Annotated in this window: 22 protein-coding genes; 2 read left to right on the top strand and 20 right to left on the bottom strand. The window is 38.5% G+C overall.

What is annotated here, in order from left to right; all coding sequences use genetic code 11:
* Positions 1-269: 269 nt before the first annotated feature.
* The 8 genes from QNH20_RS17905 to QNH20_RS17940 form a co-directional block, all read right to left on the bottom strand.
* Positions 270-1,577, bottom strand: coding sequence for a dihydrolipoamide acetyltransferase family protein (locus QNH20_RS17905; protein WP_283919334.1), 1,308 nt, complete (start codon positions 1,575-1,577; stop codon positions 270-272).
* 15 nt (positions 1,578-1,592) lie between these two features.
* Positions 1,593-2,576, bottom strand: a complete 984-nt coding sequence (locus tag QNH20_RS17910) for an alpha-ketoacid dehydrogenase subunit beta (protein ID WP_283919335.1) — start codon at positions 2,574-2,576, stop codon at positions 1,593-1,595.
* A 12-nt stretch (positions 2,577-2,588) separates the two neighbouring features.
* A complete protein-coding gene (locus QNH20_RS17915; protein ID WP_283919336.1) occupies positions 2,589-3,584 on the bottom strand; it encodes a thiamine pyrophosphate-dependent dehydrogenase E1 component subunit alpha in 996 nt (331 codons plus the stop codon).
* 36 nt (positions 3,585-3,620) lie between these two features.
* On the bottom strand, positions 3,621-5,042 hold the full coding sequence (gene lpdA, locus QNH20_RS17920) for a dihydrolipoyl dehydrogenase (protein ID WP_283919337.1): 1,422 nt from the start codon (positions 5,040-5,042) through the stop codon (positions 3,621-3,623).
* A 22-nt stretch (positions 5,043-5,064) separates the two neighbouring features.
* Complete coding sequence (buk, locus tag QNH20_RS17925; protein WP_481857987.1) at positions 5,065-6,183, bottom strand: butyrate kinase; 1,119 nt, start codon at positions 6,181-6,183, stop codon at positions 5,065-5,067.
* Positions 6,184-6,262: 79 nt separating this feature from the next.
* Positions 6,263-7,366: a branched-chain amino acid dehydrogenase gene (gene bcd / locus QNH20_RS17930; RefSeq protein ID WP_283919339.1), complete on the bottom strand. Its 1,104-nt coding sequence runs from the start codon at positions 7,364-7,366 to the stop codon at positions 6,263-6,265.
* Positions 7,367-7,394: 28 nt separating this feature from the next.
* The gene (yqiS, locus tag QNH20_RS17935) at positions 7,395-8,300 is read right to left on the bottom strand and encodes a phosphate butyryltransferase (protein WP_283919340.1); all 906 of its coding nucleotides are present in this window, start codon (positions 8,298-8,300) and stop codon (positions 7,395-7,397) included.
* Between the two features lie 131 nt (positions 8,301-8,431).
* Complete coding sequence (locus QNH20_RS17940) at positions 8,432-10,507, bottom strand: sigma-54 interaction domain-containing protein (RefSeq protein ID WP_283919341.1); 2,076 nt, start codon at positions 10,505-10,507, stop codon at positions 8,432-8,434.
* 187 nt (positions 10,508-10,694) lie between these two features.
* On the opposite strand from QNH20_RS17940, the gene QNH20_RS17945 reads away from it, so the two are divergent.
* The gene (locus tag QNH20_RS17945) at positions 10,695-10,928 is read left to right on the top strand and encodes a DUF2627 domain-containing protein (protein WP_283919342.1); all 234 of its coding nucleotides are present in this window, start codon (positions 10,695-10,697) and stop codon (positions 10,926-10,928) included.
* Positions 10,929-11,031: 103 nt separating this feature from the next.
* Here the strand turns inward: QNH20_RS17945 and QNH20_RS17950 are convergent, their stop codons facing one another.
* Entirely contained in the window at positions 11,032-11,760 is a 729-nt protein-coding gene (locus QNH20_RS17950) for a glycerophosphodiester phosphodiesterase (RefSeq protein WP_283923443.1), read from the bottom strand.
* Positions 11,761-11,798: 38 nt separating this feature from the next.
* Between QNH20_RS17950 and QNH20_RS17955 the strand changes: the two genes are divergently transcribed.
* Positions 11,799-11,939 carry a YycC family protein gene (locus tag QNH20_RS17955; RefSeq protein WP_283919343.1) on the top strand — a complete coding sequence of 47 codons (141 nt, stop codon included), beginning with the start codon at positions 11,799-11,801 and terminating at the stop codon, positions 11,937-11,939.
* A gap of 78 nt (positions 11,940-12,017) precedes the next feature.
* On the opposite strand, the gene spo0A is transcribed toward QNH20_RS17955, so the two are convergent.
* From spo0A to nusB, 11 genes are all read right to left on the bottom strand, one after another.
* Positions 12,018-12,809 carry a sporulation transcription factor Spo0A gene (gene spo0A, locus QNH20_RS17960; protein ID WP_283919344.1) on the bottom strand — a complete coding sequence of 264 codons (792 nt, stop codon included), beginning with the start codon at positions 12,807-12,809 and terminating at the stop codon, positions 12,018-12,020.
* Between the two features lie 346 nt (positions 12,810-13,155).
* On the bottom strand, positions 13,156-14,445 hold the full coding sequence (gene spoIVB / locus QNH20_RS17965; protein WP_283919345.1) for a SpoIVB peptidase: 1,290 nt from the start codon (positions 14,443-14,445) through the stop codon (positions 13,156-13,158).
* A 195-nt stretch (positions 14,446-14,640) separates the two neighbouring features.
* Positions 14,641-16,344, bottom strand: a complete 1,704-nt coding sequence (gene recN / locus QNH20_RS17970; RefSeq protein ID WP_283919346.1) for a DNA repair protein RecN — start codon at positions 16,342-16,344, stop codon at positions 14,641-14,643.
* A 16-nt stretch (positions 16,345-16,360) separates the two neighbouring features.
* Entirely contained in the window at positions 16,361-16,810 is a 450-nt protein-coding gene (gene ahrC, locus QNH20_RS17975; protein WP_283919347.1) for a transcriptional regulator AhrC/ArgR, read from the bottom strand.
* A gap of 151 nt (positions 16,811-16,961) precedes the next feature.
* Positions 16,962-17,792, bottom strand: a complete 831-nt coding sequence (locus QNH20_RS17980) for a TlyA family RNA methyltransferase (protein WP_283919348.1) — start codon at positions 17,790-17,792, stop codon at positions 16,962-16,964.
* Positions 17,793-17,795: 3 nt separating this feature from the next.
* The gene (gene dxs, locus QNH20_RS17985) at positions 17,796-19,691 is read right to left on the bottom strand and encodes a 1-deoxy-D-xylulose-5-phosphate synthase (protein WP_283919349.1); all 1,896 of its coding nucleotides are present in this window, start codon (positions 19,689-19,691) and stop codon (positions 17,796-17,798) included.
* A 186-nt stretch (positions 19,692-19,877) separates the two neighbouring features.
* Positions 19,878-20,771 (bottom strand): polyprenyl synthetase family protein, encoded by an 894-nt coding sequence (locus tag QNH20_RS17990; RefSeq protein WP_283919350.1) that lies wholly within the window; start codon positions 20,769-20,771, stop codon positions 19,878-19,880.
* 3 nt (positions 20,772-20,774) lie between these two features.
* Positions 20,775-21,008 (bottom strand): exodeoxyribonuclease VII small subunit, encoded by a 234-nt coding sequence (locus QNH20_RS17995; protein WP_283919351.1) that lies wholly within the window; start codon positions 21,006-21,008, stop codon positions 20,775-20,777.
* A complete protein-coding gene (gene xseA, locus QNH20_RS18000; RefSeq protein WP_283919352.1) occupies positions 20,998-22,356 on the bottom strand; it encodes an exodeoxyribonuclease VII large subunit in 1,359 nt (452 codons plus the stop codon). Before xseA ends, QNH20_RS17995 begins: the two co-directional genes overlap by 11 nt.
* Positions 22,357-22,445: 89 nt before the next feature.
* Positions 22,446-23,303, bottom strand: coding sequence for a bifunctional methylenetetrahydrofolate dehydrogenase/methenyltetrahydrofolate cyclohydrolase FolD (folD, locus tag QNH20_RS18005; RefSeq protein WP_283919353.1), 858 nt, complete (start codon positions 23,301-23,303; stop codon positions 22,446-22,448).
* A gap of 35 nt (positions 23,304-23,338) precedes the next feature.
* Positions 23,339-23,737, bottom strand: a complete 399-nt coding sequence (gene nusB / locus QNH20_RS18010; RefSeq protein ID WP_283919354.1) for a transcription antitermination factor NusB — start codon at positions 23,735-23,737, stop codon at positions 23,339-23,341.
* Between the last annotated feature and the right edge of the window lie 149 nt (positions 23,738-23,886).

Below are 23,886 nucleotides of genomic sequence, written 5' to 3' on the forward strand. Positions count from 1 at the left end.
TTCTACTAAATACTATTTTATGGTACAAACACAATTCAGGCAATGAAAACCGTCATTAGTTAAGAGTTACAAACATTTAAAAGTAGTGACTAGGTTCAGTGATTGTTCTCTATTTTAGTAGACAATTACTCCAATTGGGTACATTTCACCCGCTATTTCCTCCGATTTGGCCTCCAAATTACCCGATTGGATACAGCACTTCTTTAATTTTCACCATTACGGGCGACTATAAAAAAATCACCGCTGCATCAGTTGCAGCGGTGATTTCTTTAGTATATTGAAGTTGTTGATTTTGAAGTATTTTCTAATATTTCCTTCACACGTTGTAAGAATCGGCCGCAAACAAGTCCGTCTAATACTCTGTGATCAAGGGACATACATAGATTCACTATGTCACGAGCTGCAATCATGCCATTATTCATAATCACCGGACGCTTTACAATGGACTCCACCTGCAGAATTGCAGCTTGTGGGTAATTAATGATCCCCATTGACTGAACAGAGCCAAAAGAACCTGTATTGTTCACTGTGAATGTTCCACCCTGCATATCGTCAGACTTCAATTTCCCCGTTCTAACCTTTACAGCAAGCTCTGAAATTTCACGGGCAATTCCTTTAATTGTTTTCTCATCTGCATTCTTAATAACAGGTACAAATAAAGCATCATCTGTAGCAACCGCAATTGAAATATTGATATCCTTCTTTTGGATGATTTTTTCTCCGGCCCACATCGAATTAATCTGCGGGAATTCTTTTAAGGCTTGCGCAACTGCCTTCACAAAGAAAGCGAAGAAAGTTAAATTAAAGCCTTCTTTTTTCTTGAACTCGTCCTTGATAGAGTCTCGATATTCAACCAAATTCGTTGCATCGACTTCAACCATTGTCCAAGCATGCGGTGCTTCATGCTTGCTGCGCAGCATATTTGCAGCAATTGCTTTTCTGACACCTGTAACCGGAATCTCAATATCTCCAGCGGTAACTGGAATATTCACTGCAGGTGCAGCTGGCGTTGAAGCAGGCTGACTGGAAACAGACTTCGTTACCTCTTGTTTGGAAGCCGAGATGGCTGCTGGCTCTTTCTGTGGTTCTACCTTTTGTCCAGCTACTGGTATATTACCTGACTCAATTAATTTTAGGAGGTCTTTTCTTGTAATCCGTCCACCTGCACCGGTGCCTGATACTTGTGTTAAATCAATGCCATGCTCTTGAGAAATTTTCAGAACAGCTGGTGAATAACGGGCTTTGTTTCCATGGTCTGCTTTTGAATCTGCCGTAGCATTTTCTGCTGAAGCCTCTTGCTTCGTAACTGCAGCAGGTGCCGACTCAGGATTGCCGCCTTCAACCTCAATCGTACAAATAATTTCTCCCACCGCTAAGGTATCACCTTCATCAGCAATTAATTCTTTAATCACACCTGTAAAGGAGGATGGGACTTCTGCGTTCACTTTATCTGTCATTACCTCTGCAAGGGGGTCGTATTTATTGACTTTGTCGCCGACAGATACTAACCACTTACTGATTGTACCTTCGGTTACACTTTCCCCTAATTGAGGCATTTTAATTTGTTCTATTGCCACTTTTTCCAAACCTCCTTAGTACTCAGCAAGCTCGCGCATTGCTTTTTCCACTTTATCAGGATTTACCATAAAGAATTTTTCCATTGTTGGTGCATATGGCATTGCCGGTACTTCCGGTCCAGCAAGACGCATAATTGGAGCATCTAACTCAAATAAGCAATTTTCAGCAATAATCGCAGACACTTCACTCATAATGCTGCCTTCTTTTGTATCCTCGGTAACAAGGAGAACTTTACCTGTTTTCGAAGCTGCTTCAATAATCGCTTCCTTATCAAGGGGATAAACGGTTCGCAAATCTAGAATATGTGCAGAGATTCCATCCTTTGCTAGTTTTTCTGCAGCTTGGAGAGCAAAATGAACACAAAGTCCATACGTAATAACGGTGATGTCTTCTCCCTTACGCTTGACGTCGGCTTTTCCGATTGGCAGCGTATAATCTTCTGTCGGTACCTCACCTTTAATTAAACGATAGGCACGTTTATGCTCGAAAAATAACACTGGATCATTATCACGAATTGCTGCTTTCAATAGCCCTTTTACATCATAAGGAGTAGAAGGCATAACAATTTTCAATCCAGGCTGGTTGGCAAATACTGCTTCAACTGATTGTGAATGATAAAGTGCTCCATGAACTCCGCCACCGTATGGTGCCCGTATAACCATTGGACAATTCCAGTCATTATTCGAGCGGTAACGGATTTTTGCTGCTTCCGAAATAATTTGATTGACTGCTGGCATGATAAAATCAGCAAATTGCATTTCAGCAATCGGACGCATGCCATACATAGCCGCACCAATTCCTACCCCCGCAATTGCGGATTCGGCGAGTGGTGTATCAATCACTCTTTCTTCGCCAAATTGCTCATACAAGCCTTGAGTAGCTTTAAAAACGCCACCTTTTACTCCAACATCTTCACCAAGGACAAAAACCTTTGGATCTCTTTCCATTTCTTCACGAATAGCCATTGTTACTGCATCAATATAAGAAATTACTGCCATGTTCCGTCCCCCTTACATATCCCCATAAACATATTTCAATGCATCCTCAGGTGCAGCATACGGAGCATTTTCAGCATAATCAGTGGCCTCATTTACCAATATCATGACGCGATCATTGATTACTTTTTCTGATTCATCATTCATGACACCAGCTTCTTTTAAATATGCACCAAATGTGATGATTGGATCTTGTGTTTTTGCTTTGGCAACTTCATCAGGAGCCCGGTATGAACGGTCATCATCATCAGAAGAGTGCGGTGTCAAACGATAGGAAACTGTTTCAATTAAAGTAGGTCCTTCGCCGCGGCGTCCACGGTCTGCAGCCTCTTTCACAGCTTTATATACCTCAAGTGGATCATTCCCATCAACTGTAAACCCTGGCATTCCATAACCAATTGCCCGATCAGATACCTTTTCACAACCTAATTGTTTTTCAATTGGAACGGAAATCGCATATTTATTATTTTCACACATGAAAATGACCGGAAGTTTATGCACACCGGCAAAGTTCGCACCCTCATGGAAATCGCCTTGGTTAGAAGAACCTTCACCAAAGGTAACAAAGGTAACAAGGTCTTTTCTTTCCATTTTTCCGGCAAGGGCAACCCCTACTGCATGCGGAACTTGGGTGGTAACCGGAGATGAACCTGTGACAATCCGATTTTTCTTTTGACCAAAGTGTCCTGGCATTTGCCGCCCGCCTGAATTTGGATCTTCAGCCTTGGCAAATCCTGAAAGCATCAGTTCCTTCGGAGTCATCCCAAAAGTTAACACAACACCCATATCACGATAATATGGAAGGACAAAATCTTTTTCCTTATCTAACGCAAAAGCTGCTCCTACTTGAGCTGCTTCCTGACCTTGACATGAAATAACGAATGGTATTTTCCCGGCACGGTTCAATAACCACATCCGCTCATCAATGCGGCGTGCCAAAAGCATCGTTTCATATATTTCCAACACTTTTTCGTCGCTTAAACCTAAAGCTTCATGACGCTTTTCTATCATATAATTCTTACCTCCCATTTGTTCAGAAAACATTATTTAGGAATGAATCGCTTTCCCATCGACGGCCAGTGCAGCTTCACCAATTGCTTCTGACAAGGTTGGGTGTGGATGGATCGTGTGAGCGATTTCCCATGGTGTCGCATCTAATACCATAGCAAGACCAGCTTCAGTGATCATATCAGTAACATGTGGACCAATCATATGCACCCCTAGAATATCATTGGTTTCCTCATCTGCAACAATTTTAACAAATCCATCTGATTCTCCAAAAACTAGTGCCTTTCCAATAGCCCTGAAAGAGAACTTACCAACCTTTACCTTATGGCCTTTTTCTTTTGCCTGATCCTCTGTTATTCCTACGCTTGACACCTCTGGATTACTATAAATACATCTAGAAACTAAATTATAATCAAATGGTGAAGGGTCTTTTCCAGCAATATGCTCGACAGCAACAATCCCCTCATGTGAGGCAACATGGGCCAACTGCAATCCACCTATTACATCGCCAATCGCATATATATGTGATTCTTTTGTTTGGAAAAATTCATTTGCGGAAATAAAGCCTTGTTCTACTTGAATATCTGTATTTTCAAGTCCAATTCCTTCCGTATTTGCCTGGCGGCCAACAGAAACTAGGAGTTTTTCAGCTTTAAATTCTTTTACTCCACCTTTTACCTCTGCAGAAATGGCAACCCCGTTATCCTTAACAAGCGTTTCAGGGAGAACCTTAGCACTTGTTACGAGTTTAATTCCTTTTTTCTTCATCAATCGCTGCATTTCCTTTGAAATTTCCTTATCTTCTGTAGGAATAATACGATCGGCATACTCTATAACCGTGACCTCCACTCCAAAATCAGACAGCATGGATGCCCATTCGATGCCAATTACCCCACCTCCAACAATAATAATTGAACTTGGAAGTGCTTCTAGCTGCAATGCTTCGTCAGAAGACATCACATAATCTCCGTCGATTTCAAGTCCTGGAAGCGTCCTTGGCCTTGAACCAGTTGCAACAATTACATTTTTAGGTATCAGCATTTCGTTTTCATCGCCATTGTTCATTTCAACCGAGATTGTTCCTGGCATTGGTGAAAAAATCGATGGGCCAAGAATCCGGCCAAGTCCTTCATACACATCAATCTTCCCTTGCTTCATTAAATGCTGAACACCTTTATGTAGTTGGTCGATAATTTTATTTTTTCTTTCTTGTACTTTACCAAAATCTAAAGATACTTCGCTAGTAATAACCCCAAAGTCGTTACTATGTTTCGCGGTAGCAAAAACCTCTGCACTTCGTAGAAGTGCCTTACTTGGGATACAGCCTTTATGAAGACATGTGCCTCCTAGTTTTCCTTTTTCAACAATAGCAGTTTTTAAGCCAAGTTGTGAGGCGCGAATGGCAGCTACATAACCGCCTGTTCCACCGCCAAGAATGACCAAATCGTATTCTTGTGCCACTTATGTTACCTCCTCTATTTCCTCAAATTTTTGCAGTTTTAAAATTTCTTGGATATACTTTTACTTCTTCTTCACCACGCAAGACACGAAGTGCTCCTTCAGCTAATGCTTGGAGTTCATTTTCACCCGGATGAACTATAACATCCGCAATCCAATTAATTCGATCGGTGATCGATTTCACAAAGCCTTTTCCATATGCAAGACCGCCTGTTAAGACAATAGCATCCACTTTGCCTGAAAGGACAGCACTTGCCGCCCCAATTTCCTTGGCAACCTGATATGCCATGGCATCATAAACAAGCTTTGCTTCTTGATCTCCATCTGCAATTCTCTGTTCCACTTTCACTGCATCATTTGTGCCTAGGTAGCCAACAAGACCCCCTTGGCCAACTAGTCTTTTCATGATTTCTTCCCGATAATGTTCACCTGAAAAACAGAGTGCTACTAAATCACCTGCAGGAACAGTTCCAGCCCGCTCAGGGCTAAAAGGCCCGTCACCATGTAAACCATTGTTGACATCCACAACTTTACCCTTTTTATGAACACCAACGGTAATTCCGCCACCCATATGGGTCATTATCAAATTTAATTCGTTGTATTTTTTTCCCAATTCCTTTGCGACTCTCCTCGCGACAGCTTTTTGGTTTAACGCATGGAAGATACTTTTCCTCTCAATTAAGGAGAAGCCCGATATCCTTGCAATCGGGTCAAGTTCATCTACAACAACCGGATCGACAATAAAGGACGGAATATTAAGGGCTGAGGCAATTTCGTAGGCTATTATACCTCCGAGATTCGATGCATGCTGACCAGAAAAACCAGAACGTAAATCATTTAACATCGAATCATTAACTGCATATGTTCCTCCTTCAATCGGACGCAGCAATCCACCGCGTCCACAAACAGCCGATAATTTAGAAATATTAATACCTTCATTATCCAGTGTTTCCAAAATGGTGTTTTTTCTAAATTCATATTGATCAATTATATTTGCATAGGAATTTATTTTTTCAGACTCATGGCGGATGGTTTTTTCAAAAATGGAAATTTCATTATCGAAGACTCCGATCTTGGTAGATGTTGAGCCTGGGTTGATGATGAGAATCCGATACTCTTTATCTGGCAACGTAGTGACCTCCATTTAACAAAAACATCTAATTTAAAGGCAAACGCGCTGAATCTCTATTCAGCGCTCTGCCATTCTTTTGAAAAAAATTTGCTTATCTTGAAATTCTATGACTTAGAATGTGATGGCCATTTTGCAGGAATTGACTTCTGGAATTGCGGATTCTTTCAATCCGTTCTTCCGCCATCCGGTCAGCGGCAACGTATGTTGGAATGCCATCACGTTTTGAAATTTCGATAACTTTTTCAATCGTTGCATAGAGCTGTTCCACTTTTTTCATTGCCCGTTCTTGGTTGTAGCCATAAAGCTCATCTGCAACATTAATGACCCCACCGGCATTAATAACGTAATCCGGAGCATACACAATACCCATTTCATGGATAATATCACCGTGGCGGGCATCTTTTAATTGATTGTTAGCCGAACCTGCAATTACTTTTGCTCTTAATTGAGGGATTGTTTCATCATTTATTGTTGCTCCTAAAGCACATGGAGCGTAGATATCACATTCGACACCATAAATTTCATCCGGATCTACAGCACGCGCACCAAACGCTTCTACAGCTCGATTAACAGCCTCTTTATTAATGTCCGTTACAATCAACTGTGCGCCTTCTTCATGTAAATATTGGCAAAGAGTATAAGCTACATTCCCAACACCTTGAACTGCAACTATTTTTCCTTCAAGTGAATCAGATCCAAAGGCTTCTTTCGCTGCTGCTTTCATTCCACGGTAAACACCGAATGCTGTTACTGGAGAAGGATTGCCTGATGATCCAAATGCAGGAGATATTCCCGTAACATAATCTGTTTCTTCGTGTATTAAATCCATATCAGCAACAGTTGTACCCACATCTTCAGCTGTAATGTATCTACCATTTAGCCCTTGGATGTAACGGCCAAATGCGCGAAACATCTCTTCATTTTTATCTTTGCGAGGGTCGCCAATGATAACTGTTTTACCACCGCCAAGATTTAAACCTGCTGCTGCATTTTTATACGTCATTCCTTTCGCAAGGCGAAGGGCATCTTCAATGGCTGCTTCTTCTGATGCATATGTCCACATACGGGTACCGCCTAATGCAGGACCGAGTGTTGTATCATGAATAGCAATAATCGCTTTTAATCCTGACTGCTTATCTTGACAGAAAACCACTTGTTCATAATCATATTTTTCTAAGTACTTGAAGATTTCCATGAATATTTCCTCCTCGAATGTTAAATATCTATTTTTTTATACAGCATAACGCTAACGCAAGAGAATAAAGCTTACTTTCAGCAGAATCAGCTCTAGATGTTAACACAATAGGTGCTTTAGCTCCAGCAATTACGGCACCCACCTTTGCCTTGGCAAAATAAATTAATGATTTATATAATACATTGCCAACCTCAATCGTAGGTACCAATAAAATATCAGCCTTTCCGGCGACTTCACTCGATATCCCTTTGTGTTCAGCTGCCAGTGCTGAAACTGCGTTGTCAAGGCCAAGAGGGCCATCCACTATGCAGCCTGGTATTTGCCCTCGTTTATTCATCATTGTTAATGCAGCCGCATCCACAGTTGCCTGCATTGCAGGATTTACTACCTCAACAGCAGCGATAGGCGCCACTTTTGGAGTATCGATTCCAACGGACTTGGCTAATGAAACAGCATTTTTAATTATTTGTGCTTTTTGTTCTAAATCAGGGGCAATATTCATAGCAGCGTCCGTTACAATGGTAAAATGATTGTAACCAGGAATTTCAAAAAAAGCAGCATGCGATAAAACATTTCCTGTTCTAAGGCCATATTCCTTATTCAGGACAGCTTTTAAAAGTAAATTAGTTGGAATATTGCCTTTCATTAAAACATTTGCCTCTTTGTTAGAAACAGCCTTAACAGCTAATTCAGCGGCAGCGGCAATAGACCCGGCTTCAACAATTTTTATAGTATTACTGTTAATTGGTTTGTGCTTTTTCATTTCGATGAGGGTAATAATTTTTTCTTTATCACCGAACAGGATAAAATGAGCAAGATTTCGGTCTAATGCATCGAGCACAGCTTCGATGACTTCAGCATCTTCAGCCGCGGCCACTGCAACCGTATTTATGCCCTCCTGGGTTGCTTTCTCTATAAGTGAATCCAACAACAAGTTGTCATCAACCCTTTCTCCTCTTACTACAACTCCGATATATTTATATGCAAGAACTGTGCCAAAACTTTTTTATGAAAACGTTTTATTTCTCTTGATGATATATTGAAAAATATTTCATACCATGAAATTTATTGCGTGCTATTTTTTTCAAGATTATATTTTTCGAGTTTATAATACAAATTTCTCACAGACAAGCCAAGTGTTTTGGCTGTTAAGGTTTTATTACCGTTTAAACGTAAAAGTGTTTGCTGAATAATTTTTGCTTCGTATTCCTCCAGCATTTCTGATAATGATTGGTCTAATCCGAAGGAATCACTTGAATTTGTTATGGAAGGTTCACTACCAATTTTTTTATTTTTTATCTCTGGTAAATGTTGGACATCGATGAATGTCTCATAATAATTCATAAAAATTATTGCCCTGCCTAGAATATTTTCTAATTCTCTTACGTTTCCCGGCCAGTCATACCCAAATAATTGAAGTAATGCGGCTTGCGTAATCCCTTCAACATTCCGGCCATAATCTCGATTTATTTTTTGAATAAGCCTCTCACATAAAACAGGAATCTCTTCTTTTCGTTTTCTAAGCGGTGGAATTTGAATCGGCATGCGATTTAAACGATAATATAAGTCTTCCCTAAAGGAACCATTGGCAATACCCTTTTCTAAATTAACATTAGTTGCTGCAATGACCCTGACATTAATTGTGACAGGCTTTGTCCCGCCTACCCTGATGATTTCGTTTTCCTGCAGTACCCTTAGCAGCTTTGCCTGAGTATTCGCAGAAAGTTCCCCGATTTCATCAAGAAAGATACTGCCATTATTCGCTTCTTCAAAAAGGCCCCGCTTACCTCCACGGATGGCCCCGGAAAAGGCCCCTTCCTCATAACCAAATAATTCACTTTCTAATAATGTTTCTGAAATAGCAGCACAATTGACGCGAATAAATTTGTTGTATTTCCGATCACTTGCATTATGTATCGCATGGGCAAATAACTCTTTACCTGTTCCTGATTCTCCGCGGAGAAGGACGGTCGCAGGTGTTTTTGCTCCCAGCTTTGCCTGCTCAATTGCAAGCATCATTTCCTCAGATTGACCAATTATATCCTCAAAGGTGTATTTAGCCTCAAGAGTACGGATAATCTGCCTGGCTCTGTTTAATTCTCTGCTTAGTGATTTCATTTCAGACATATCATGAATGACACCAACACTGCCCTTTAATTTTCCTTTAACGATAATCGGTGCGACATTTACAATTACTTCTTTTTTATTTAACCCTACTCTCATCGGCACGCCACGTACAGCTCTCCTTGTTTGCAGCACCTTCATATGCATACTTTCACCTTCAGAGATATCTGCTGTTGCATGCTGCCCAATTACTTGTTCTTGAGAAAGACCGGTAATACGGGTATATGCAGGATTAATAAGGATTCCCCGCCCATTCTCATCGACAACAGAAATGGCATCATCACTTGAATGGATGATCGCTTGCAGCATGGTTTGGATTTCCTTTAAATCGGTGATTTCTTCTGCTAAATTCACAACTTCTGTAATATCCTTAAAGACTGCGAAGGCTCCCATTAATGTTCCATTTTCTTCAATGATTGGAATCCGGGTTGTAATGATTTTTCGATCATTACTCAATATCATTTCTTGGTTTGCTTCTACTCTCCTTGTTTCAAGAATAATTGGAAGCCTGCTTGTTGGAATGACTTCTAAAACATCTCTTCCAATTGCATGTTCTTTATTTATCCCCATTATTTCTTCTGCTCGTTTGTTAAACAAAATCACCTTTCCATGATTATCAATCACCAACATTCCATCATTTGCTGCATTGAAAATCAGTTCCTGCTGATAAGATTCATTTTTGTGCTTAGCGACGAGTTCTTCTTTTTCCTCCATTAATTTTGAAACAAGGAAGGCAACACTACCCGGAATTAAAATTGTCTTCTTATTTTTAGCATCCCGCAATTCTTGAAAAACGGTGTCATTCCCAGTTACCTCGATAATAATATCAATGTCTTGAGTAAGAAAGGGTCTCCAGTTTGTTCCTGTTTTAATTCCTTCTTCTTGAGCCAATAAAACACCTGGCGCATCTAGGTTGCGATCAATAACCACATCGACTTTTAGAACTTCTGATTCTTTCAAAATTTTTAAGATTGCCGTTCCTCCTTTTCCGGCACCAACAATCATAATGTTTTGCATTTTTTCTACCCCTTTTTTAAGTCGAGAAATTTTTTTCATCCCATCTTAGATAAAACATGCAATTTTCTTCATAACTATTTTATATCTAAACACAAACATTGACAATTTTCATCTATGTAATAATATTTTCATGAGTTATAATTGAAATATACTGCTATATGAAAACTGATATCGGAAGGATTTATTTATGATACGTATTATAGCCCTCTTAATATTAGTGATTCCAGGTGCGTTAGCTGCTTTTGGAATAAAATTAATGCGCGATATGACTTTTGGAATTCTCCAAGCACCTTTTCCAAATCTCTGGCTGCAATTCCTGGTCGGTTTACTCTTATTTATTGGCGGTCTAGGGTTTGTAGCTGGATTTATTTTTCGCCGGGACCGTAAAAGGAATAAAGTTCAAGAAAGGTTTAAAAAGTAAAGAAAACTCGCCGATTGGCGAGTCCTAAGGGCGAAGAGAGAGGCGTAGTTGCACTTATGCCTGAAAGGAAAGTTTACTTTCCTTTCGGCGAAAAAAGAGGCCATTATGGTCTCTTTTCATATTGTTTTCTTATTCGAAGTGCCTTAACTGGATCGTCTGTTATAATTGCTGTGCAATTAATATTAAAGAGCCGGTGCATATCGAAATCTTTATTAACGGTATAGGGACGAACAGCAATCCCATTTTCCATTGTATTAATAAAAATGTTATCTGACATTGCCGAATGCTTTGGATGAATCCCCTTCGCTCTTATTGACTGTGCATAAATCCATGGCATATAAATTCCTTCAATAAAAAGTGGAGCCGTTTCAATTTCCGGTGCAATCCTATAGCAATGGACGATACTATAGTGATTAAAAGAGGAAATAATAATTCTGTCCATTAGACCATATTTACGAACAAGCTGAAGGACCTTTTCTTCCATGCCTTCATATGGAATCAGGCCATTTTTAAGTTCGATATTACAAATCAGCTTATTTGTTTTCATCCATTCAAAAACTTCAACTAAAGAAGGGATTACTTCCTTTTTAACACCTTTTTTATTAGCATTTAGTTTTCTTATTTCCTTATATAAAAAATCTTTAACAAAGCCGGTCCCACTTGTAGTTCGATCCACTTTTTCATCATGGATAACAACGATTTCACCATCTTTTGTCAATTGGGCATCAAGTTCTAATCCATCTGCACCTGCCTTTTCAGCTTCTATAAAAGCACCCATAGTATTTTCAGCAAAAGAAGCCGAGTAACCACGATGTGCGAAAATTTGTGTCATCATTTCACTTCCCAACTTTAAATATGGAGGAATATCAAATGAAACCTTTACAATTATCACCCGAAACAGCTCTAAAACTATCTCAGAAACTAAATTTACCGATAGAACAGCTTATGCATATGCCACAACATATTCTCATTCAAAAACTAATGGAATTGGAGAAGGAAAACAAAAATTGATTTCTAGTCATATAAGCTATATAAAGAAAAAGCCCTCATTCATTGAAATGAAGGCTTTTATATATTTTAATGTTCTTTTCAAGAGGCCTTATGTTCAAGTCGTAATTTATCTGCAACCATCGCGATAAATTCGGAATTTGTTGGCTTTGCTTTTGACATACTAACGGTATAACCAAAAAGGCTGGAAATAGAATCGATATTTCCGCGACTCCATGCCACTTCGATGGCATGACGAATAGCCCGTTCTACACGGCTTGCTGTCGTATTGTATTTTTTAGCAATATCCGGGTATAACACTTTTGTGATTGAACCTAAAAGCTCGATGTCGTTGTAAACCATAGAAATAGCTTCACGTAAATATAAATAGCCTTTAATATGCGCCGGAACTCCAATTTCATGAATGATGCTTGTAATACTTGCATCTAAATTTTTCGGTTTTTGTTCTGATTGAGACCGGTAACTTGTTGTAGGAGCCTTCCGAGAAAATGTATTAGTATTCCCGCTAACTTGCCTTATATGGCTTCCAAGATTCTCCATATCAAATGGTTTTAGGATAAAATAAGAGGCACCAAGTTCAACGGCTTTTTTTGTTACATCTTCTTGGCCAAAAGCTGTTAGCATAATGACATTTGGAAGTGTGCCTTTTTTTATCTCGCGTAAGCGCTCAAGCACAGCCAAACCGTCCAGATGTGGCATGATAATATCTAATACAAGTACATCAGGGTCGGTTGTTGCTAACATATCCAAGCATTCCTGACCATTATGAGCAATTCCTACAACTTCCATATCATCCTGGGACGAAATATAGTCCTCTAATAATCCAACTAGTTCCCTATTATCATCCACCACACAAACCCTTATCTTCTTCAATTCCAGTTCCTCCTCATTCAGATCAGATCTCTATTTTCATTTACGCTCTAATCATTTGTTATCTCTTAATTCTATTCTAAATTAGAAATTCGACAATGCAACAAAAATTCCTCTCATTTTTTTAATATTTCTTAAAATAGTGATAAAATCTTATCTTTTCTTTGTTTTCCTTCCCTTTTCGACTAAATTCGCACTATTTCCAAAATATAACTGAATTTTGTCGAATTATTTTTTTAAAAAATAAAAGCAAAATAGGGGAAATATACCTATTTTGCTTAAAAGGTTTATTAGGTCAGCACCCATCAGCTAGTGCAATTCACTAAAACGGTGCTGCCGCTTTTCAATTTTAACTCGCTTTATTTTTTGGTGTTTCGTATATATTAATTCCAGCTTCATTTAGCATCCACTCGATATGCACCCCATATCCTGAGGTAGGATCATTGACAAAAACATGTGTAACGGCTCCAATCAGCTTTCCATCTTGAATGATCGGACTTCCACTCATGCCTTGAACAATTCCACCTGTCTTTTCGAGGAGCTTAGGATCTGTTACTTTTATAACCATACCCTTTGTAGCTGGAAATTTTTGCGGAATTGTGCTAACAATTTCGATATTAAATTCTTCAACTTGGTCATTATTTACCACTGTTAAAATTTTCGCTGGTCCTTCTTTTACTTGATGGGATAAAGCTATTGGCAGTGGTTTATCCAGGACACCATTTTTTAACTCTTTATTTAATTCACCAAAAATACCGAACGGACTGTTTTTTTGAATATTACCAACAACTTCACGATCTGAAGAAAAATGGGCAAGCTTTTCACCAGGATCTCCATGACTTCCCTTTTCTATGGATGTTACCGTAGAACGAACTATCTGGCCATCTTCAACCACAATTGGCTGTTTTGTATCCATGTCTGAAATTACATGTCCAAGGGCACCATATTTTTTAGATTGTGGATGTACAAAGGTCATTGTCCCAATTCCAGCAGCTGAATCTCTTATATATAAACCCAGTTTATAGGTGTTTTCCCCTTTATCTTTTAATGGAGTAAGTTTAGTGGTGAATTTGCCGCTTTCTCGATTTATTACCATATCGAGGGCTTTACCATCTTGTCCTGCTGTTTGCACAAATGGTGCAACATCAGTCATTTTTTCAATTTTGTTTCCATTAATTTCTGTGATAATATCTCCAATTTTTATTCCTGCAAGTTCACCGGGGGACTTTTTCCCATTAACGGTATTAATTAAATGGTGGCCAACAACCAAAACGCCTACAGTATTTAACTTAACACCGATTGATTGACCGCCAGGTATAACTCTAAAATCATTTAAGACATGTACATCGACCTTTTTAATAGGGATACCTGCATATTCTAAAAGCACTTCATTTTTGCCTTTTTCAGTTGCTATCACTGATACCGAATGTTTATCCTGATCAAGTGTGATATTCGATTTTTGAGAATTGAATTTGGCTGATACCGGGGCAGCCTTTTGGAATGTGTAATTCTGTCCTTCAAAAACTGTAATGTTTTTTGGTATTGCTAGGTATCGCTGTAAAGGCTGAAAAAAAATTAGGCTAATTAATGAAACAAGGAGAATTCCACCAATAATCTTTCTAATTATTTCTAACTTCAAACTTTTCACTCTCCTCGCTTCTTTTCACTACATTTAAATGGCTACATCTATAATTTTGCCTCCTTGACAATCATTTATAACTGGTATAAACATAAAAAAGCTACCCTTATTGGATAGCTTTTCAAATTTTCCCGCTTTTACGTGTGCATGACTCCTACATAAGACTTTCAAGGCACTAAAAAGAAATTTTTAGGGTCAACTACCCGTAAAAGTCCGATTTTTATTTTCTTCAGCTAAATAAAGTAATTCCTCTGCATGTTTTTTCGTTAAATCAGTGATTTCTGCACCAGAAATCATCCGGCCAATTTCTTTAATTTTTTCTTCAATACCTAAAGGAGTGACAGATGTTTTCGTTCTTCCCCCTTTAATAATCTTGGCAATAAATAAATGTGTATCGGCCATTGCTGCCACTTGTGGTAAATGGGATATACACATAACCTGTGAACCTGACGCAACTTTATAGATTTTTTCTGCAATTGATTGGGCAACCCTCCCACTAACACCAGTATCCACTTCGTCGAAAATAATGGAAGTAACTCCTTGATGCTTGGAAAAAATACTCTTTAGGGCCAGCATGATTCGTGATAATTCTCCTCCAGATGCAACTTTTGATAATGGCTTCAATGGTTCTCCTGGATTCGTTGAAATATAAAATTCGACATGGTCGACTCCATTTTTTGAAAAATGCTGAAGATCGGATTCAAAACGAATATCAAAAACCGTTTTTGCCATATACAATTCTTTTAGTTCTTTATGGATTAATTTTGTTAGCTTTTCAGCCCATTTATGACGAAGTTCGGTTAATTGCTTAGCTTCAAGAACTAAGTCTTTTCGAATGGAACTTAGTTCTTTTTCCAATTCTCCAATATGCGTTTCTTTATTTTGAAGTGTTTCAATTTCTTCTTCAATTTTTATCGCATATTCAACTATTTCATCAATTGTTTTGCCATATTTGCGTTTTAATTGGTTAATTTCATTTAATCGGTCATCAATTTCATTTAACCGCCCAGGATCGTACTCTAATACATCTAATTCATTTCTTAAAGAGCGCGCTGCATCCTCCAATTGATAAAAGCTGTTTGATATGGATTCAAATATTTCTTTATATGCCGAATCCAGTGTGGCAGCATCTTCAAGGTAACCCATGACCATACCAATCCAATCAAGCCCCTTCTGTTCACCATGTAAGGCTGTATAGCCTGATTGGATCGCTTCAAATACACGTTCGAAATTACCCAGTTTTCTTTTTTCCTCGGAAAGTTCTTCATCTTCACGGGGTTTTAAATCGGCCTTTTGAATCTCATCTAATTGAAATTGAATTAAATCTAGACGATGTGCTGTTTGCTGATCATTTTCGCTCAAATGTTTAAGCTTATGTAATGTATGCTCATATCGTCGAAATACCTGTATGTATTCGTCGAGAGAATCTTTTATTTCTTCAGATCCGAATTGATCAAGCAATGGTAAATGTCTTGTCTCATCCATCAATTCCTGATGCTCATGCTGTCCATGGATATCAACAAGGGTGCCGCCAATTTCTCGAAGCGTTGATATTGTAACCAATTTTCCGTTTATACGACAAACACTTTTTCCTGTTCTGGAAATATCTCGACGTAAAACTACCATTCCTTCTTCAATGTCAATCCCAAATTCGAGTGCTTTAATCATAACTGGATGGTTTGGGTCATCTAGTTGGAATAAACCTTCTATTTCTGCCTTTTCTTCTCCGTGACGGACGAATTCTGCTGATCCCCTTCCGCCTACTAGTAAATGAATCGCATCAATTATAATGGACTTTCCGGCACCTGTTTCACCGGTTAAAACGGTCAATCCTTTTTCAAAAGAGATGGATAGGGCTTCGATAATGGCGAAATTTTTTATTGATAATTCTGCTAACAAGAAACTCTCCCCCAAATTAAAGCATGTCAAGGAATCGATTTGAAATGACTTCTGTATCTTCCGGTGTTCGGCAAATAATTAACATCGTATCATCACCACAGATCGTTCCTAATATTTCTTCCCAATCAAGGTTGTCGATTAATGCACCAATTGCCATTGCATTACCAGGCAGGCATTTCATAACGAGCAAATGACCAGCTGAATCAATTCTAACAAACGCATCGATTAATGATCTTTTTAATTTTTGTAATGGATTAAATCTTTGGTCTGCAGGCAAGCTGTACTTATAACGGCCATCAATTAATGGAACTTTAACAAGATGCAGTTCTTTAATATCTCGTGACACTGTGGCCTGCGTTATATTATAGCCTGCATTTTTAAGCTCATCCACTAACTCATCCTGTGTTTCAATATCATTGCTGGCAATAATTTCTCTAATTTTTATATGGCGTTGACCTTTATTCATTTTTTCACCTCATAGTCATAAAAACATTAGAGTATTTTGTACTATAATGTTGTATCTATCCATATGTTAGCCGATATTTCCAAACTTGTACATTTATTCTTAATAAAAATACATGTACATGCAATAAAAGGATAGGCATTGCCCATCCTTTTTAGTTTTGTTTCGTATGAAATTCTTTATGTGATTCATTTACAACTTCAGATGGACTGACTGGTAATTGAAAAACCCCTGCTTCTCGGTCACCTTCCCATTTAAGATGAAGTAAGAACTCAATATTTCCATCACCGCCGGTAATAGGTGAATAAGACAAATTTGTTATAGTGAATCCTTGCTCAATAGAAAAATTAATTATTTTTTCTATTACTTGTAAATGCACTTTTTCATCCCGAACAATCCCTTTTTTACCAACCTGTTCACGTCCTGCCTCGAATTGCGGCTTTATAAGGGCAATAATATCACTTCCAGGTATTAGAATTGTTTTTAACACAGGCAATATTAAGGTTAAGGAGATAAATGAAACATCAATCGTAGCAAAGTTCGGCATTTCACCGCCTAAGTCTGCAGGTGTTACGTAGCGGAAATTTGTTCTTTCCATCACCACAACGCGTTCATCTTGTCTTAGCTTCCAAGCAAGCTGATTGTATCCTACATCTAAGGCATATGACATTTTCGCTCCATTTTGCAGTGCACAATCGGTAAACCCCCCAGTTGAAGCACCAATGTCTAATAAAACTTTTTCTACGATATTTACTTCAAAAACCTTTAGTGCCTTTTCAAGCTTTAATCCTCCACGGCTGACATAAGGGAGCATATTCCCCTTTATATTTAGCGGAATATCAACTTTTACCTTTTCACCAGGTTTATCTAACCGCTCTTCATTTGAATATACTAGCCCTGCCATAATAGCTCTTTTTGCCTTTTCCCTCGTCTCAATTAAACCTCTTTCCACGAGTAACACGTCTAATCTTTCTTTATTTTTCATTTTTTAAGCCCTTTGCTGTTTTTTCCTTGCCAGAATGGAAGTCCTTTTGATTACTTCTTCCGTCGTTAAGCCAATCTCTTGAAGAAGGGAGCCTACATCACCATGTTCAATAAATTGGTCTGGGATTCCAATTCGGTCTATTTGTGTGTGATAAAATCCTTGGGTCTGAGCGTATTCAAGAACGGCACTACCAAATCCTCCTTGTAAAACGGCCTCCTCAATTGTGAGAAGCGGGATATTTTTTTCTAATAGGCTGGTCAACATTTTTTCATCTAGCGGCTTTATAAACCGGGCATTTACAACCCTTACTGAAATACCTTGCTTTTCTAGAGCCAAGGCTGCTTCCATGGCCATCGGAATCGTTGTACCAAAAGTTAAAATAGCCGCATCATCACCGTCTTTTAAAACCTCCCATGTACCAATAGGAATGTTTCGAAATTTCTCATCCATAGGGACACCAATTCCATTGCCGCGCGGGAATCTCATCGCGATTGGGCCATCATTATATTCCATGGCAGTATATATCATATGCTGTCCTTCATTTTCGTCTTTTGGCATCATGAGGACGATATTGGGTACATGCCTTAAAAAGGCAATATCAAATACACCTTGGTGTGTTTCACCATCTGCACCAACTAAACCTGCACGGTCAATTCCAATAAAAACATTTAAATTTTGCCGGCAAATATCATGGACAACCTGGTCATAGGCCCGTTGTAAAAATGTAGAGTAAATAGCTAAAAATGGCTTCATGTTTTGCGTTGCTAATCCTGCAGCTACTGTTGCAGCATGCTGTTCGGCGATCCCAACATCATACATTCGGTCAGGGAACTCACCGGCAAAACCTTCGAGCTTCGAACCAACCGGCATGGCTGGAGTAATCGCCACAATTCGTTCGTCGCTGCGCGCCAGCTTTCGGACTGTTTCACTTACTAAACTACTCCATGCAGGCGGCTGCTTTTTAGCTGGTTTAACAAAATCACCAGTATCCATTTTATATGGACCTGTTCCGTGCCATGTACCTGTTTTATCGCTTTCTGCAGGTTGATACCCTTTTCCCTTCTTTGTAATTACATGAAGGAGAACAGGGCCTTTCGTCTTTTTTGCGTAACTTAAGTTCTCAAATAAATCGTCAAAGTTATGACCATCAATCGGGCCTAAATAGGTAAACCCTAGCTCTTCAAAAAACATGCCCGAAACCACTAAATACTTAAGGCTATCCTTAACCCGTTCTGCAGTTGCTGCCAATTTACCTCCTACAGCAGGTACTTTTTTCAATAATATTTCTAATTCATCTTTAACCCATTGATATTTTCCTGCAGTGCGTAATTGGCCTAAAATATTATGAAGGGCACCCACATTAGGAGCAATTGACATTTCATTATCGTTTAATATAACGATCATATCTTTCTTCTCATGACCAATATGATTTAAGGCTTCTAATGCCATTCCTCCTGTTAAAGCACCATCCCCAATCACCGGTACGACAAAGGATTTTTCTTTTTTTAAATCCCTGGCAATTGCCATCCCCATTGCCGCTGAAAGTGATGTAGAACTGTGGCCTGTTTCCCAAACATCATGCTCGCTTTCAATCCGTTTTGGGAAACCACAAAGTCCTTTAAACTGTCTCAAGGAATCAAAATCACATGCCCTGCCAGTTAAAATTTTATGAACATAGGATTGATGACCAACATCCCAAATAATTTTATCTTTTGGGCTGTCAAAACATTTATGTAAAGCAATGGTTAATTCTACTACACCGAGATTTGGTCCAATATGACCTCCTGTGACAGATAGCTTTTCCACTAGGAATTGGCGAATATCCTGACTTAAAGCCTCCAACTCTTTATTCGACATCCTTTTTAAAAAGGATGGGTCCTTTATTGATAATAAATCCATTTTTGGACCACTCACTTTCATACATTTTCTTTCTGAAACTTTTTTTAATATATTCTTACTATTGCTAGGATTTCACTATTTCTGAAAAAATAGCCGCTAACACAAAATGTGATAACGGCATTAACAACGTTCTCTACATTGAAAAAGATTATAACACACTAAATTGATTGCCTCAAACACCCATTATTAGTGATCTCTTGTAGCAACTAAATCCGCTATTTCTCTTAACAAATTTGTATTTAAGCCTGTCTTTTTCAGATATTCCTTTGACATGTTTATTTGATTACGTAAAGCATCTTTTGCACCTTCCAAAGTTAACAATTGGGGATAAGTACTCTTATGGTTTGCGGTATCACTTCCAACAGGCTTCCCAATAATTTGCTGATTGCCGACCAAATCTAGAATATCATCTTGTATTTGAAATGCAAGACCAAGGTGATGGGAAAAAAGTGAGAGATGATCAAATTGGCTTTGACTTGACCTCGCCATAATAGCCCCAGCTACCACGCTAAACCTGAGCAGCTTACCCGTTTTATGGATATGTATATACTCAAGCTCCTCAAGAGAGAGTTTCTTACCTTCTCCTTCCATATCCGCAACTTGACCGCCTACCATTCCTTCTGTCCCCGCCGCTTTTGCCATTTCGATCACTAGCTTTAGCTTTGTATCGGCCGAAGCAAATTCATTTGCAAGCTTACTAATCACTTCGAAACTATAGGTTAATAAGGCATCACCAGCTAAAATAGCAATGGCATCACCAAATACCTTATGATTGGTCGGTTTTCCTCTCCTTAAATCGTCATTGTCCATACTCGGCAAGTCATCATGGATTAAGGAGTAGGTATGAATCATTTCAATCGCAGCCGCAACTGGCACTCCTTTTTTTGGGTCTATTCCAAACGCGTCCAATGTTGCAAATAGCAATAGGGGACGGATTCTTTTGCCGCCTGCTTCAAGAGAATAAATCATGGATTCCTTGATAACAGAAGGAGCATCAAGCTTTTCAACCAGTGCACGAAGTTCCCAATCAAGCAGTTGCTTATATTCTTGTTGAAATGCGTCTAGTAACCCGGTTTTCAAGTCTTATTCCTCCTCGTCAATAGAAAAACTTTCCGTACGTCCATCCTCCGTTATGATTTGCGTAAGTTGTTCTTCCACACTTTTCAATTTATCATGACATAGTTTTGAAAGTTCCATACCGTCTTTATAGAAAAGAATCGCCTCTTCTAATGGAACGTCGCCTTCTTCAAGCTTATCCACAATTTGTTCCAGTTTCTTCATTGCCTCTTCAAAGGTTAATTTTCTTTCATTGGTCACTAATTTCTCTCTCCTTTATATTCTCCACATTACAGAAAAGACTCCCATCCGTTAATTGAATCTGAACATGCTCGTTTACTTTTACTTGTTTTACACTTTTCACAAGAATGTTTTCTTCTGTATAAGCCAAACTATAACCGCGCTCCATTATTTTCAATGGACTCAATGCTTGTAAGGTTGAAAGAATTCGGTCAAAGTTGGTTTGTTTTTTTGAGAGAATTTGAATCATAGAACGGTTCATGGCTTTTTGCATTCGATCAAAACTTGTTTTTGCTTCTCGAATTGCTTCGTTAGGATGGTTCCGTTGCAACCGTTTATGCAGAATCTCATGCTGACCTTTTTTTAAGATAGATAATCTAGAAGTTCCACGAACTAGCATCTCTGTTAATTTGTCAAGCTGTTCAAGTTTTTGTTCATAAAGACGGTGTGGATAGCGAAAGGCATATGATTTTTGAACACGGTTTAAGCGTTCTTTTTCAAACTTGAATTTCCCATTCATCGCACGGAGCAAGCGTGTTTGCCGTTGCAAAATCCTGTCCATTAACTCTTCCAAATGTGGAACAGCTAATTCTGCAGCACCAGTTGGTGTAGGAGCACGTAAATCAGCAACAAAATCAGCAATTGTAAAATCTGTTTCATGACCAACAGCTGAAATAATCGGAATCTTAGATGCAAAAATAGCACGAGCGGTTAGTTCTTCATTAAAGGCCCACAGTTCCTCGATCGAGCCTCCCCCACGTCCCACAATCAACACATCAATATCCTTCATGTTATTTGCCTGTTCAATTGCCTTCACTATGGAGGGGGCTGCCTGATCACCTTGGACAAGTGCCGGGAATACAAGAATATTTGCTATTGGATAACGTCTTTTAATTGTTGTTATTACATCTCTTATTGCAGCTCCTGTAGGAGAAGTAATGACGCCAACTGTTCTTGGATACAAAGGAATAGCCTTTTTAGTTTCAGATGCGAATAATCCTTCTGCCTCAAGTCTTTGTTTTAACTGCTCATAGGCTAAAAACAATTCTCCAATGCCATCTGGCTGCATTTCTTTTATATAAATTTGGTACTGGCCGCTAGGTTCGTATACAGTGATATCACCTTTTACAATCACCTTCATCCCATTTTCAGGTGAAAACTTCATGAAGCGGGACTGACTAGCAAACATCACAGCAAGAATTCGGGCTTTCTCATCCTTTAATGTAAAATACATATGTCCGCTCGAATGCTGTTTAAAATTTGAAATTTCCCCTCTTACATGAACATCATGTAAATGCGGGTCGGCATCAAATTTCCTTTTTATGTATTTGGTTAAAGCATTTACCGATAGATATCTTTGCTCCTGCATAACAAGTTCCTCTTCTCACCAATTAGCAAAACTGTCCTTATCTATAATAAAGTGAAATTCAACCATAATAGATAAGGACAAGAGTCTGCTTAATTTAGGTCTAAACTTTCAGCTGCGGATTTAAGTGTATTGTACATAAGCATCGTAATGGTCATAGGACCTACTCCTTTTGGTACTGGAGTGATATATCCTGCTTTCATAGACACCTCATCAAAAGCTACATCACCGCAAAGCTTTCCAGATTCATTGCGGTTAATGCCTACATCAATTACGACTGCGCCATCTTTTACATGTTCTGCCTTAATAAAGTTTGGAATTCCAACTGCAGCAACAAGGATATCCGCATGTTTTGTATGGAACATTAAATCTTTCGTTTTTGAATGACAATATGTTACAGTTGCATGTTGATTAAGGAATAATTGTCCTACAGGCTTGCCGACAATATTGCTTCTTCCAACCACAACAACATGCTTCCCTGAAATGGAAATACCTGTTTCTTCAAGTAACACCATAATTCCGTAAGGTGTACATGGCAAGAAAGCATTTTGTCCAGTCATCATCCTGCCAATATTAATCGGATGGAAACCATCGACATCCTTTAATGGAGAGATGGATTCAATTACCTTTTTTTCATCAATATGCTTTGGAAGTGGGAGCTGGACCAAAATACCATGAATCTCAGGGGCTACGTTCAATTCTGCAATTTTTGCGAGTAATTCCTCCTCAGATACCTCTTCTTGCATTTCAATTAATAAAGAGTACATACCAAGTTCTTTACATGCTTTTTCTTTACTTGTTACATATGTCCGAGATGCATGATTATTTCCTACGAGAATAACGGCTAATCCTGGTGTAACACCCTGACTTTTAAGGTTTTCAACCTCTTCAGCAATTTCTAATCTTTTTTTTGAGGCGATTTCTTTTCCATTAATAATTTGAGCAGTCATTGTCATTTCTCCCCTTATCCCGAGAACCCAATCAATTAATTAGTAAGAAGCTTTTGTTTCACCTTCGAAAGAACACCATTAATAAACTTACTTGATTGGTCATCCCCATAAATTTTAGCTATCTCTATCGCTTCATCTAAAATAACATTTTCCGGAACTTCATTTCGGAAATATTTCAATTCATATGTAGCAATTCTTAATAAATTTCGATCAACCGTTGCTAATCGGTCGAGTGACCATTTTTCAAGATTTTGCATGATTAATTCATCAATTTCAGCTTTATGCTCAATAACCCCTAGAACTAGTTTTGATAGATACTCGTCACCTGCCTCCCCTTCCAAAACATGTTCAATTGCTAATGATGGTTCAGTGTTACTTACATCGATTTGAAAAAGAGCCTGTAGTGCTTTTTCCCTAGCTGTTCTTCTTTTCATTATACCGTTAACTCCTTTAGTTATATTAAATTATTTTTGTCGATATTTCATACATGAATTGTAATTAAAGCAAATAAGCTTGCTTGTACATAAAAAGATAATAGCATAACTAAATGAGAATCGCACACTAAGGTTGATTTTTTATTATT

The organism is Neobacillus sp. WH10, assembly GCF_030123405.1.
In the GTDB taxonomy this organism is placed as follows: domain Bacteria; phylum Bacillota; class Bacilli; order Bacillales; family Cytobacillaceae; genus Neobacillus.